Raw genomic sequence first — 13,199 nt, forward strand, 5'->3', positions numbered from 1 at the left:
GAAATGACTATTCGCGCGATGAATTTTAGTGGGTAAAAAAATACTTGTTTAAGACGGAGGTGTTGACCTGAATTTCGCAATGAGTGGTATTTCGTTTTTGCTGGACGATAACTTGGCTAGGAAAGAAATATTACTGAGCGCCTAAGAACAGCGCCCAATAAGGCGCCTGTTGAGGTGTAGGCTAGATGAAGTGTAATACAGACTCTTGGGCGTGCGTTGCCCGTCTGATTGAAAACAAAGGGGTCTACGGTAGCAAAGCCGTTTTGCCTTTCGTGCTTGCTACCGATGTCCAAAAAACTGTTTTCATTGTTAGTTGGCTTTTTTGTCGAAGACGAGTTCTAAATAGACCGCAATTTTTGCTGGCGACTCTTCTAAGAATATGTCGATATTGCGTGTTGAGGGTGCCGATTGGTGTTCGGTTGTACAAAAATCTAAGGCGGCGTTTTCCAAAACAGTTTCTAAATTAATAGGGGCCGAAAAGCGCTTGCCAGGGTGTTTTTCATGGAACTTTATAAGAGCCGTTAATACCTCAATGAGCGCACTTTTAAAATACGGAGGGTGAAGTTGCGCCAGTGCGTTGTCAATTAGCTGGGCGAACATTTCTTCTCCTGGCGTCATAGATTTTTGAACCGTATCGCGCTTGATCACGCAGTTAGGATTATGTGCGTCGCCAAAAATTATTTGCGGCGTTACACTGAGGCACTGCCAAATTTTTTCCAGAAACTCTCTGTTTAGGCTCATAATCATTCCGCGTTCGAATCGCCATTCAAACCAATCCATGTCCATAGCATCGTAGGCTTCATCTTCCTTCGTGGGCTCGGTCGCAAGGTTTCGGCGTAAATCTGCAGAGTACTGCGCGTGCATCGACTCTAAGATTGCGCCAAGTTTGTCTATAAGGTCGCTTGGGCTGCTTTTCCCAACGCTGAGCACCGTTTCTAGCGGTGTGTTTTCTGTTCTGTTTTTGTCGCAAAGGCGAAGAAGGTCGTGTAACTGAATTGAGCGCAAACCTTCGAACAACTGTGGTTTGGTACGCTGGAATACGCCTATAAGTTCGAGCATTTCTTGGAGTAAGGCGTGCTCTACAGGATGTTGGCTAGCCTCTTTAAGTACTTCCACAATTTCATGGTTATTTAAAGAGGGGTGTAAACCAAAGGCATTGGTTTTGTCTCGACCAACGATAACGGAAAAATGCCGGGAGGATAAAACAGACAAATAATCGGATAGGTCTGTTTTTTCTCGGCCAGAAAGGGTAAAGCATGCGCGTGCTGTCAGCCATTGCTGAGTGTCGAGCATTTCGTGGTAAATATCGTTGAGCAAAATTTTGTAGGTAAGCGAACGGTCAGTATTACTGGCGATTGACTCTAATTTTTTTGATGCAAAAAAAGTTATAAGTGCAGCAACCGAATCTGCATCATCAGAATTTAACGATGTGAGTAACGATTGCGTTGCTTCGTCCCAGGGTTTAGAGAAGGTATTAGGCTCGAGGCTAGAAACAACTGGCGTCATACATAAGTCGGGAATCTGGAGGTGGCTTTCGCGAGAGGCAAGGTAAGCTAAGTTTGCCGAGGCATAGCTAATATTTTCATCGGTTGTGCGAAGCTGATAGTTTTTCAGGCATTCGTATAGCACGTTGGCATCAGGTGCACGACAAAGTTCCTCATTCATCATAAATGTAAACACCGCAACTTCTGGGTTTAGCCAGTGCTTACGAATATGGGAAATTTCTTTACGTACAATTTTGGCCACGAGGCTGGCATCACGCAAACTATAGTCGTCGCTTTGGTCGCCTTGGATCCACGATAAACATAAACATTGTTGTTCGTTTATATTGTAGGTTTGGGAGGTAGCAAGGCTTAACAGGCGTCGTTTAGGGCGCCCGCTGAGGCTAAGCTTTTTGTTTGCGCCGACGAGGGCATAGGCCTCAACGAGGTGCGGTGCCGATAATACGCGTATTGGCATAATGTCTTCTAGGCTTTCAGCGATAACACCGTTACTGGCTAAGATGTTTTTAACATTTTCGTTTTCCGCAAGCACAACAAGGGCTACTTGCGCTTTAGAAAATTGCGTTGTTTTTCGGCGCAGCCCTCGAGGGTCTAAATCTTTTGGTTCCAAATAATCTTCATCGATCAATATAGCGGTGTAATAAAGACTTTGCGCCCACACAAGCGGTAAATTGTCGTTGGGAATGCGGGGCTGTGAACGCGGGTTTTGTTTCTCCGCTTCGATATTTTCTTGGGCGACATAATATAATTCAGGGATTAGTTGAATGCCGTCTTTGGTGACCATGATGGATTCTATTTTCTGCCGGTAATGATTCGCTGTTTGTTGGTTACCCGAAAAAAGTGCATTAATGTAAAGGTAACAGAAGAAAAGTGGCCATTCAGATTCTATATGTTCAAAGCTCGCTAATTCTGAGTGTTCGTAATAAAGCCTTGACGGATCTTCAATAGCGGTTTGATGCCCGTCCCACAAAAATCGTTTAAGGCCGTATTCACCGCCTAGTTTTTTTAAAATATCATCACGTGTTCGAGTGACTAATGCATTATCGCCTACTGCGAAGGCAGGAAAGCCGATAATGCTGAGTAGCGCACTGTCGACTTCTTTTGATAATGATTCTCGAGGAAGCAGTGCACCCAAATTGGTGCGAGCAAGAGAAAGGGCGTCGGCTACTGAGTGAACTTCGGCCCGAGGTGCGCCTTGGGGACCAAACAGGTTAAATCCGTCGAGTGCCTGCAAAGCGGCTTTAGCCATACCGAGGGAGCTGGCATTTATTTCTGTTTTGCCGTTATTAATTTTATTCCCACGTTCCCATATGCCGTAATCGGGAATACGGAAAGCGCTGGCAACGTAGTAAATTAAATTTTGTACGAAATCAACTTCGTCGAAGGTGCGCACAATGCGTAAGCCTGAGGCCGACATCTGAGCGAGAAAAAGTAGATAGATGGAGGTAGCATCTATCTGCAGATGCCCCCAAGCGTCATCGGCGACGACAGTAAGCCCTGAGTGAGTGTCGTATTTTGCATGAAGCGAATCGAGTGGGTTGAGGGAATGCTTAAAGGCCTCCACTTTATCGGCTTGTCGCATCATTGATTGTAGTAGCCCACGCATAAGTTTAATGCTGGCTTGTTCTAATTCATCGCATTTTTGCTGGTCGCCACTGCGCCGAAAGGCCATGGCTAGCGCCCAAGGGGCGATAATTGAATAGACATTATCGCGTACCCAAGCGTCGGTGTAGTCGCCGTGCGCGTTAACGGCAGTACTCGCCGGTAGCAAGCCGGTAATAGGGCTTTGGCGTGACAGGATGACAGTTTGAATTTCTTGGTATAGCTGATTAAGACTATGGCTAGAGGCGCGATGCTTCATGACAGTATGATCATTCCCTAAACGTGAAGGTTTTCTATTAACGTGGTAGATGCTTCGATGGTATACAGAGCATATTGCATGCCCGTTGGCTAATGATAGCGCTAAAACGCCGGTTAGCCGCCAATTTTGGAAGGTGCTCACGTAAATTGATCGTTCTGCGAGCAAGCTGTCTATGAAAACGTCGGATCCTAAAACTTCGCCTATTGGAAGAAGGTTTTAGATTGGTGCGTCGGCAAGTGATATGGCCAAATAGTGAGGCGAAGCCCGTAGAGGGCAACGCACTGGCTTGGTGTTTTTAGAGCGCCTTGAAAAGGGCTTTTGTTCGTTCCACTGCGTCGCGGTGAACAACAATGGGGGGGGGATACCCAAGTTCAAGGGCTTGTGATTTCGACGGTAGATGAATTGATTTGTTGTCGAGGCTTTGCAAAGCGGGAACGTATTCTCGAATGAAAAGCCCTTTTGGGTCAAAGCGTTCTGATTGCCGAACGGGGTTGAAAATGCGGAAATAAGGGGCAGCATCGACACCGGTTGATGCACTCCATTGCCAACCGCCATTGTTGGAGGCGAGATCGCCGTCCACCAGATGCTCCATAAAAAAGCGTTCGCCCAAACGCCAGTCAATAAGCAAGTGCTTCGTCAAAAACATGGCAGTGACCATGCGTAAACGATTATGCATCCAACCGATGGCTTGGAGTTGGCGCATTGCGGCATCGACAATGGGGTAGCCTGTTGTGCCATTCGTCCATTTTTCAAAAAGTGCCTCGTTGTGCGACCACGGTATGGCGTCTGTTTTGGCGATAAAAGGCTGATAGCGGGATAACTTAGGGTGGCACGTGATCAGATGACGGTAGAACTCACGCCACACTAATTCGACTATCCAAGTAGCTGCACCACTCGAAATTGCATTTGCGATATCTTCGCGCCCTCGTTCGCCCGCATGGGCAAAACATTGGCGAGTTGAAATTGCGCCAATGGCGAGATAGGGCGATAGCGTGCTCGTGGCTTTAACCGATGGAAAATCTCGCCACTTATCATAGGTGTCAATGGGCGATTTTAAAAAAGCCTTTAGCCGCTTGTGCGCTTCGTTTTCACCTGCGGGCCATAGCGATTGCCACGGCTTGTGGTGATCGCCATGAGCACAACGTTTGATAACCGATAGGTCTGAGTGTATGCCGGTAGGCGCTTGCTTTTTGGGCGTCGGATATACTGGCCGCGCGAGAAGTAAAAAGTTATGAATATAGTTTTTTTTAAACGCAGTGAAGACTTTATACATATCACCACTGGCCGTAGTAATAGCGCCGGGACGAATCGCGCATTGGTCGTGATAGTCATGTACGGCAATGCCGTGTTGCGCGGCGGCTTGCGTGACGTCTTGTGTGCATTGTGACTCGTCTAGCTCGTACTCGTGGTTAAAGTACAGGGCGCAGGGAACGTGTGTTTCGGAGAGCGATTTCACTGCCTTAAATAGCGCGGCGGGTATGCGCGAAAAGCGCTCACAATCAACAATGATGAGAGGGATATTCAGCGTTGAGAGTGCGCGTTCCAGTTTATCCAACTGCCTGAATAGCAACGATTTTTTCGCAGGCGAAATGCGGTGCTCCGCCCACGTTTTCTCAGTTATACAAAAAACCGCAACGGTCGGCCCATTGCCCACGGCCTCGCTGAGAGCCGGGTTGTCGTGTACACGCAGGTCTCGGCGAAACCACATTATATTATGCATAGACCAACACCTTGCTCCACATTCAATAACTTATTGGAGCTTGTACGCGGCTATTATTTTTTTGGATGAATGGCCTAATGTAGGCTAAGTGGCAATTGGCCTTCATCAACAAGATAAAAGCTGGGAAGCAACCCTTGCAAATCTATTTTTGTGGTGAAGGAATAGCGTATGTGTTGCTGAGGGTTTTTCATTAAGCTATACAGCAATTTAGGCGCTGAAAAAAGATTGACGCTGAGTTGTACGGTGAAATCTTTGCTGCCATAAGCGGGTATATTGGCGATTGTGCTGCTAACACCTTTTAAAAGGCCTGTGTCGTTAATGGCAAGCTCATAGCTCATGCCCTTCAGCGGCAAAGGGATGCCATTAGGGTTTGATATGCGCATATGTAGATCAATTAGCGCCTCCATTCCTTGGGTTTTAGGAGGGCTTATACTCGTTATTGAGACCTGTGGCTGTTCCAATTCGAGGGTAGAGCAGCTGCATAGAAGTGTACACGCCAGCAATAGCACGATAATAATTGATTCGCTTTTCACAAGAATACGTTCCTTTTCACGTAATACTTAATCTTCTGTCTATTCTTACGTTGCATTCTCATAATGCAAAAAATTTCATTATGAGAATGCAAATTGTATCCGGTGTTGTATCGGTGTTACCACTAAGTTATTGAAAAATATATAAATATTGTATTGGTATGTTTTTTGTAATAGTTACTCTAACTTTCAATTCAATTCGACCGGATGTTGAGGATAGCATGAGTAAATTCATTAAAAGAGCAGCTGCGGGTTTTATTCTCGGGGCAATTAGCTTCGCGAGCAATGGGCTAAATGCTGCACCGTTTTCGGATTGCCCCAACGAGGCATTTTTAGTTCAGAACAAAGTTTCAACGCTTTTCGGGGTTCGGTTGGCGACAGGCTTTTATGAGCAAATATCACCGCTGGACTGGAACCAGAGTAAAATGAACGCTTTGGCGTTTAGCGTGCATGATAATTTCTTATATGCCTACAGCTATAGCCACGGCTCAATTGTTCGGATTCATTCCGATTTCGACGTAGAGCCTGTGTGGTTATCCAATATGCCGGATAAAGGGTTTTACGTTGGCGACATTTCGGTCGCCGAAAACGCTTATTACCTCTTCCGGCCCGGCGCTAATTACGGTCTATACCGTGTTTCCTTAGATGAAAATTCTGCAGACTATTTAGATCTCGTGAGGGTTGTTGATGGTAGTGCGTTAAATCTCGCAATCTACGATTTAGCCTTTCATCCCAGTAATGGTTTTGCTTACGCGGTGGACCGCTGGGGAAATCTTTGGAAAATTGATGTGAGTGCGGGTACATCAGAGCAATTAAGTAATGTGGGCGAGGCGGGTGTATTTGGTGCCGTTTATTTTGATGTGGATGGAAACCTTTACCTTAGTCGCAATAAAGACGGCCATATTTTCAGGATCAATACGAATTGGGATTATCCCATTGCGGAGTTTTATGCGCACGGCCCTTCTTCCAGTAATAATGATGGCGCTAGATGCGCACTTGCTCCCATCGTTTCGGCTGCAGCGCCCACCACCGATTTTGGTGATGCCCCAGATTCCTACGGCACGAGTATCAACGCCAATGGGGCTCGACATGAAATATCAGAAGAAGGCCTATTCCTAGGTCAACAAGTGACTGCTGAACCCAATGCCTATGCGAGTAACGGCAGTGGAATAGATGATAACGATGGCGTTAATTTTGTGACGGGTTCAGAAGCTGGCCAGTCGGCCATAGTAGAGGTGGAGTCGTCGGCAACGGGTTATTTAAATGCATGGGTTGATTGGGATCGAGATGGTGAATTTGATTCGGACGAACAAACAATTACGGCAAAGGCGGTTAATGCAGGGCAGAACATTGTTGTTTATGGGGTGCCCACCTGGGCCGAACCTGGCAGTACTTGGAGCCGTTTTCGCATCAGTTCGCAGCAGAACGTAGGCCCTACGGGAGGCGTGTCAGATGGCGAGGTGGAAGATTATAAAATTGACGTTGCGGAACAGAATGTCACGGTCGCCCGTTACCCCGCGGCAAATGCATGGGCGACATTGGCGTTTGAAGATAATTGGCCATTAATGGGCGATTACGATATGAATGACTTAGTTGTTCATTATCGTCTTTCTTCGTTTACCTCCGAAGATACGTTGTTACGCATAAAAATTGAAGGTGAAATTGTTGCAATTGGCGCGTCGTTTCATAACGGTTTTGCCTTTCGTATTCCGGGTCTTTTACGCTCGGAAATCGATCAGAGTCGAGCTGAATTTATTATTAATAATCAACGCCGCGAGTTGTTGTTAGAAACCAATCAAGACGATGCAATTTTTATTATCGCCAACGATTTATGGGATTTTGTAACGCCTGGTGAGAACTGCAAATTTTACCGAACGGAACCTGAATGTGGGTCCAATATCCAAATGACATTTTCATTGGAAATTCCTGTTGTGGCCAACGTTGCAGCGCAAAATATTGCTAGCTTCCCATACGACCCCTTTATATTTGGGACAGAGGGCCACGAGCGTAGCTATGTGTTTGGTGAGGCGCCTGGCCGTCGTTATGAGATCCATCTAAAAAATCAGGCGCCCACAGCGGCCTTCCAAGATAATTTTTTGGGAAGAGGTGACGATGCCTCGAATGCGGCGTTCGGCGAGTATTTTGTGAACGAAAATGGTATGCCTTGGGCCATTAATATTCCCTATGAATGGCAGTACCCTATTGAATATATGGATGTTAAATATGCTTACCCAGATTTTCATGGGCACGTTTCATCGGCCGGTGCCAATAATGTTGATTGGTTTACCGTTGAAAAAAGTAATCCTAACAATACGTTCACGCAGTAAGGGGACATCACATGAAATACACTACATTCCTATTTGTTTTAATCGCTTACTCTTCTCTTATCGCCTGTGGTGGCGGAGGCTCTTCTGCTTCAGGTGGCGGCGATGTCGCTGTCGTCAATTCTACACCGGTGCCTACAACAACCCCAACAACAACCGTTCCTGTTGTGGTTGAGCCAGAGCCCACTCTAGCACCCACTCCTGAACCAGTGTTTGTTGAGCCTAACCCTGATGCGGTGTATGACTCAACGGCTGAATTAATTGTACCGAGTGTGTTCACGTTTGAGCAGGAATACCCATTAAGTGTTGAGGTTAGTATTGCGGCAAATCGCAAAGCGTATATTTCGATTTGCAGTGATTTCAATCGAGAGGGCGATGGTGTTACGGTAAATTATGATAGCTGCTTGCTGCGAACCTCTATCGAAGGCGATTTTAATGGCGAATTAACAGTACCAAACGACAAATCCACACTCGTCATGGCTATTTGGTATTTGGATGAGCCTGAGTCGCCTCGGTTTGAAGAATGGCAAAAATCAGACGGAAGTAATACCGAAGAAATGGAGCAATTTATTGTGAACTAACGGCTTGTTTATGCGTGCTAACGACCCCCGCGATTGCCATCGCCCCATACTAAAAAATAATGGGACGATGGCTTTTTGGGTTGTGAACGCTCTTCAGTGTGCGTGGGCATGCAGGCTTTGACTGTACGAGTGGCTTGCCGGGAAAGCTCTCCATACAAAGTACTGTAAATTGTGGGGCTTTGGTAAATATGGTACTTTGAGGGGTTTAAATACGTGTCTTTGGGCGGCTTAATATGAAAGGGCTAATTTCAGTTCTCATCGTACTTTTTGTAATGTTGCAATATCGGCTATGGGTAGGCGAAGGAAGCATTGCAAATGTGGTGCGATTACAGAAGGAAATTACCAAGCAGCGAGCAGAAAATGATCGTTTATCGGAGCGTAACCGCTTGTTGGCCGCTGAGGTTAAGGCGCTCAAAAACGGAACAGATGCCATCGAAGGCCGTGCGCGCAGTGAAATGGGTATGATCAAAGAAGGCGAGACGTTTTTCATGATTGTCGAAAAAGATAAATTGCCGCAATAGTCTTCTACTCTAAGAGGCGCACATCAGTGACTGATACAAAAAAAATATGGGCCGTTGTGCCTGCCGCAGGTATAGGTCAGCGTATGGAGGGAGCTGTTCCAAAGCAGTATCTACCTTTGGCTGGCAAAACGGTATTGGAAACGACGTTAGAAAAATTGCTAGAACTAGAGCTGCTAGCCGGAGTGGTTGTGGCAATAAATGCACGCGATACTCATTGGCAAAAAACCTCGTTGGTTAATCACCCTAAAGTGTTTATCTGTCTTGGTGGTAAAGAGCGCAGCGATTCCGTTTTGAACGCGCTTAATTTTGTTCAAAGTTTGGGTGACGGTGCAGAAGAGGCTTGGGTGTTAGTACACGATGCAGCTCGGCCTTGTGTAACGTTAGATAACATTCGAACATTGATCGATTTAGCCTTTACGGAAAAATGTGGGGCCATTTTAGCGTCGGCCGTATCCGACACCTTAAAACGGGTGCATCGCAACAATATTATCGCTGCCACAGAAGACCGATCAACTTTGTGGCAAGCGCATACTCCTCAATTTTTTCCATTACAAAAATTACGCAGTGCGTTGGAATATTGTCGTGAGAAAGATTTGCCCGTTACGGACGAAGCATCTGCAATAGAGCAGGTAGGTGGCAAAGTGCTAGTTTTAGCGGATAGGCGAGATAATATTAAAGTCACCATGCCAGAAGATTTGGCATGGGCCGAATTTATTTTAGACAATCAAGGGTTACAAGTATGAGGATTGGCCAGGGCTTCGATGTCCATGCGTTTGGCGATGGGGACAAAATAGTAATAGGGGGCGAGGTTATTCCCTTTCAGAAAGGGTTAGTTGCGCATTCTGATGGCGATGTTTTACTGCACGCCTTGTGCGATGCGTTATTGGGAGCGGCAGGCTTAGGGGATATAGGTAAACACTTTCCCGATACCGACCCGCACTATAAAAATGCCGATAGCCGCGCATTGTTGCGGATGGTTGTCGCTAAACTGAAGCCGTTGAATTACGGTGTTGTGAATGTGGATATGACTATAGTGGCCCAAGCGCCGAAAATGGCGCCTTACATTGAGGCCATGAGAATGAATATTGCGCACGATCTAAATGTGGGCGTTGAAGCCGTTAATGTAAAAGCGACGACGACTGAAAAACTAGGCTTTAATGGTCGTGGCGAAGGTATTTCCGCTATGGCAGTGGTGTTAATTGATGAAAGATGAACTTGAGGCGTTACCGCTTCCCAGTATAGATTTCCCTTATTCGCTCGGCGCGCCAACGGCTGGCGCAGATTTTCGCTCCACCCCAGACGATTTTATCGTTGATGAAAATTTGGGCTTTAGCCCCGATGGTGCCGGCGAGCATCTTGTGGTGCAGTTACGTAAGCGCAGTGACAATACCGCATGGATTGTTGACCAATTGGCCACGCATTTCGGGCTCAAGCCTATGGATATAGGTTTTTGTGGTTTAAAAGATCGGCACGCTGTTACCAGCCAATGGTTTAGTGTGTACTTGCCAAAAACAGACCCTGCCAACGATGAAGCAGAGATAAACCGCTTAATAGACAGTAGTGAGAGTGAATTGGTGTTGTTGGCCGTTTCACGACACAGTAAAAAATTACGTCGCGGCCAGCACCACTCCAACCTATTTAAAATTTGTCTTCGAAACCTCACTAACGCCGACGATCTTTCCGAGCGTTTGACGCGCATTGCCGAAAGAGGTGTGCCCAACTATTTCGGCGAACAGCGGTTTGGTCGCGGTGGCAGCAATCTTTACTGGGCTAGGCGGTGGTTTGAAGCGGGCGATACGATTAGAAGCCGCAATAAGAAAGTTATGGCCAAATCTGCCGCGCGCTCATACCTATACAATTTAGTGCTCGCGGCCCGTGTAGAGCAAGGCAATTGGTTTCAAACGCTCGACGGGCTTCCAGAATCGAATACGGGCCCATTATGGGGGCGAGGGCGCTCTATCGTAGCGCCAGACCTTGCGGCACAAGAGGCCGTCATATTGGAGCCGTGGCAAGCATGGCTCGAAGGGTTGGAGCATGTTGGTTTGACTCAAGAGCGACGGCTATTGAGGCTAATGCCAGAAAATTTCAGTTGGGTGTTAGAGGGCGAATCGCTTACCTTAAATTTTGCTCTGCCCCCTGGTACCTACGCCACTTCTATATTGCGTGAGCTAGCCGTTCTGGATAACCGCTCTAGTCAGCCGGAAACTGTGGATGGCTAAATGGGTAGGCAATGTCTGTGATATAGTTCTGACCGCCATTTTTTGGCCTTACTTTGAGACATAGCTGTTGTTTGGCGAGTTGCAATACAGCGTAACGCTTAGAGAATTGAAGGTCGCAATAGAATAATGATGTGGAGATAGTGTGAATTCGTTAAATCTTGAAGGCGTTGGAATGACGTCCAAGCGCACGAGAGACCGTTTAATCGAGCGCTTGATAGACCAGGGTGTGAGTAATCAAGCCGTTTTAGATGTAATGGTGAATACACCCCGGCATATCTTTCTTGATGAAGCGTTGTCTCACCGTGCATATGAAGATACCGCCTTACCTATTGGGCATGGTCAAACACTCTCCCAGCCTTATATTGTTGCGCGCATGACGGAAGTGTTACTGGGCGCGGGTGGGGAAATGTCGCGGGTGTTAGAGGTTGGCACTGGCTCAGGTTACCAGACGGCGATATTGGCTCAATTGGTTAAGCAGGTATGGAGTGTTGAGCGTATTAAGCCTCTGCAGGACAAAGCCCGTGAGCGGCTCCGTTTATTGGGGTTGCGAAATATTCAGTTGAAGCATGCCGATGGAGGGTTTGGTTGGCCGGAAGACGCGCTTTTTAACGGAATTTTATCTGCTGCGGCCCCCAGAGAAATTCCAAAAGGTTTGCTCAAGCAGCTAGCACCTGATGGTGTTTTGGTTATTCCGGTTGGTGCCGACACCCAGTATTTGACGCTTGTCATGCGGGTTGGCGACAGCGAGGAATTTAAAATACAAAAGCTAGAGCCGGTTAAATTCGTACCGCTATTGTCAGGCGTTACTCGGTAATATTTATCATATCAGCACAACCTAATAAAAAGCGCCTTTCGGGGCGTTTTTCTCAATTAAACGGTTAAATAATAAACGAATATACGTTATGAATATGGAATTAAAGCAACGCACAAAACGGGATTACGCACTGTTACTGGTGAAAGGGATGGGCATGGGGGCAGCCGATGTGGTGCCAGGAGTATCGGGCGGCACTATTGCATTTATAACCGGTATCTATGACGAGCTACTGTATTCCCTTAAACAAATAGGCCCACAAGCGCTAGTTGTATTGTTTAAAGAAGGGTTCGTAAGTGCATGGCAATACATTAATGCAGGTTTCCTGCTTGCGGTATTCGGCGGTATATTAATTAGCCTAAAAACATTTGCCGCGTTAATAGGGTATTGCTTAGAGCAGTATCCCTTATTGGTTTGGGCGTTTTTTACGGGGTTAATACTGGCTTCCATCGTGTTACTTGCGAAGCACCAACAATACTGGCGGTGGAGGCAAGTATTGGCTTGTTTTATAGGTGCTACCATCGTCTACGGGGTATCCGTTGCGACACCGTCGCAATTGCCGGGCACATGGTGGATGCTGTTCTTAGGTGGGTTTGTTGCCATATGTGCAATGATTTTACCTGGAATATCCGGCAGTTTTTTGCTGTTGTTGTTTGGTCTTTATCAAGTGTTTTTAGAGGCTATAACAGAGCTAGAATTGGTTGCTTTGGGAAGTTTCGGCTTGGGGTGTATCGCTGGGCTGTTAGTGTTCTCGCGCTTTCTCTCGTGGTTGCTGGCTCGATATCATCAAACAACGGTTGCTACATTAATCGGTTTCTTAATCGGTTCATTGAACGTGACGTGGCCCTGGAAGGAAACGGTAGAAACTACACTTAACCGTCATGGCGACGTTATACCACTTGTTCAGCAAAATGTATGGCCTATGGCTTATGAGCACATTCAGGGCGAAAGCTCACAGTTGCTGGCGGCCTCATTACTCGCCGTAACCGGATTGTTATTAGTACTATTTGTTGAGTGGTTGTCTGCGCGTTATTCAATTAACTAGTTAAAAGCGTTGATGGTAAGCCATCAATTGGTAGGAGAAACTTCGGAAAAAGACTGAAAATCGTTCTTTTCGCGAATTTGCTATA

Annotated in this window: 11 protein-coding genes; 8 read left to right on the plus strand and 3 right to left on the minus strand. The window is 46.5% G+C overall.

The annotated features are described in order from the left end of the window. Positions 1–309: 309 nt before the first annotated feature. The 3 genes from H5647_RS10785 to H5647_RS10795 form a co-directional block, all read right to left on the minus strand. Positions 310–3,363, minus strand: coding sequence for a glycoside hydrolase family 15 protein (locus H5647_RS10785; protein ID WP_045861309.1), 3,054 nt, complete (start codon positions 3,361–3,363; stop codon positions 310–312). A gap of 295 nt (positions 3,364–3,658) precedes the next feature. Next, positions 3,659–5,083, minus strand: a complete 1,425-nt coding sequence (locus H5647_RS10790; RefSeq protein WP_236074869.1) for a cryptochrome/photolyase family protein — start codon at positions 5,081–5,083, stop codon at positions 3,659–3,661. A gap of 74 nt (positions 5,084–5,157) precedes the next feature. Further along, positions 5,158–5,616, minus strand: a complete 459-nt coding sequence (locus H5647_RS10795; protein ID WP_045858507.1) for an LEA type 2 family protein — start codon at positions 5,614–5,616, stop codon at positions 5,158–5,160. A 218-nt stretch (positions 5,617–5,834) separates the two neighbouring features. Here H5647_RS10795 and H5647_RS10800 point away from each other — a divergent pair, with 218 nt between their 5' ends. The 8 genes from H5647_RS10800 (at position 5,835) to H5647_RS10835 (ending at position 13,114) form a co-directional block, all read left to right on the plus strand. Further along, complete coding sequence (locus tag H5647_RS10800; RefSeq protein WP_045858509.1) at positions 5,835–7,940, plus strand: LruC domain-containing protein; 2,106 nt, start codon at positions 5,835–5,837, stop codon at positions 7,938–7,940. 11 nt (positions 7,941–7,951) lie between these two features. Further along, entirely contained in the window at positions 7,952–8,518 is a 567-nt protein-coding gene (locus H5647_RS10805) for a hypothetical protein (protein ID WP_045858511.1), read from the plus strand. Between the two features lie 233 nt (positions 8,519–8,751). Next, complete coding sequence (gene ftsB, locus H5647_RS10810) at positions 8,752–9,039, plus strand: cell division protein FtsB (RefSeq protein WP_045858513.1); 288 nt, start codon at positions 8,752–8,754, stop codon at positions 9,037–9,039. A gap of 26 nt (positions 9,040–9,065) precedes the next feature. Further along, entirely contained in the window at positions 9,066–9,782 is a 717-nt protein-coding gene (gene ispD / locus H5647_RS10815) for a 2-C-methyl-D-erythritol 4-phosphate cytidylyltransferase (RefSeq protein ID WP_052692019.1), read from the plus strand. Beyond that, on the plus strand, positions 9,779–10,252 hold the full coding sequence (gene ispF, locus H5647_RS10820) for a 2-C-methyl-D-erythritol 2,4-cyclodiphosphate synthase (protein ID WP_045858515.1): 474 nt from the start codon (positions 9,779–9,781) through the stop codon (positions 10,250–10,252). The genes ispD and ispF overlap by 4 nt, the downstream gene beginning before the upstream one ends. Then, on the plus strand, positions 10,242–11,258 hold the full coding sequence (gene truD / locus H5647_RS10825) for a tRNA pseudouridine(13) synthase TruD (RefSeq protein ID WP_045858517.1): 1,017 nt from the start codon (positions 10,242–10,244) through the stop codon (positions 11,256–11,258). The genes ispF and truD overlap by 11 nt, the downstream gene beginning before the upstream one ends. 172 nt (positions 11,259–11,430) lie before the next feature. Beyond that, positions 11,431–12,072, plus strand: a complete 642-nt coding sequence (locus H5647_RS10830; protein ID WP_045858520.1) for a protein-L-isoaspartate(D-aspartate) O-methyltransferase — start codon at positions 11,431–11,433, stop codon at positions 12,070–12,072. An 88-nt stretch (positions 12,073–12,160) separates the two neighbouring features. Beyond that, complete coding sequence (locus H5647_RS10835; RefSeq protein ID WP_045858522.1) at positions 12,161–13,114, plus strand: DUF368 domain-containing protein; 954 nt, start codon at positions 12,161–12,163, stop codon at positions 13,112–13,114. Positions 13,115–13,199 lie beyond the last annotated feature (85 nt).

Origin of the sequence: Teredinibacter purpureus, assembly GCF_014217335.1 — a bacterium.
In the GTDB taxonomy this organism is placed as follows: Bacteria; Pseudomonadota; Gammaproteobacteria; order Pseudomonadales; family Cellvibrionaceae; genus Teredinibacter; species Teredinibacter purpureus.

Excerpts from the sequence above, each read along its gene's own strand:
- H5647_RS10785 (WP_045861309.1), bottom strand. The coding sequence starts at position 3,363 with ATGAAGCATCGCGCCTCTAGCCATAGTCTTAATCAGCTATACCAAGAA.
- H5647_RS10790 (WP_236074869.1), bottom strand. The coding sequence starts at position 5,083 with ATGCATAATATAATGTGGTTTCGCCGAGACCTGCGTGTACACGACAAC.
- H5647_RS10800 (WP_045858509.1), top strand. The coding sequence starts at position 5,835 with ATGAGTAAATTCATTAAAAGAGCAGCTGCGGGTTTTATTCTCGGGGCA.
- H5647_RS10805 (WP_045858511.1), top strand. The coding sequence starts at position 7,952 with ATGAAATACACTACATTCCTATTTGTTTTAATCGCTTACTCTTCTCTT.
- ftsB (WP_045858513.1), top strand. The coding sequence starts at position 8,752 with ATGAAAGGGCTAATTTCAGTTCTCATCGTACTTTTTGTAATGTTGCAA.
- ispF (WP_045858515.1), top strand. The coding sequence starts at position 9,779 with ATGAGGATTGGCCAGGGCTTCGATGTCCATGCGTTTGGCGATGGGGAC.
- truD (WP_045858517.1), top strand. The coding sequence starts at position 10,242 with ATGAAAGATGAACTTGAGGCGTTACCGCTTCCCAGTATAGATTTCCCT.
- H5647_RS10830 (WP_045858520.1), top strand. The coding sequence starts at position 11,431 with ATGACGTCCAAGCGCACGAGAGACCGTTTAATCGAGCGCTTGATAGAC.
- H5647_RS10835 (WP_045858522.1), top strand. The coding sequence starts at position 12,161 with ATGAATATGGAATTAAAGCAACGCACAAAACGGGATTACGCACTGTTA.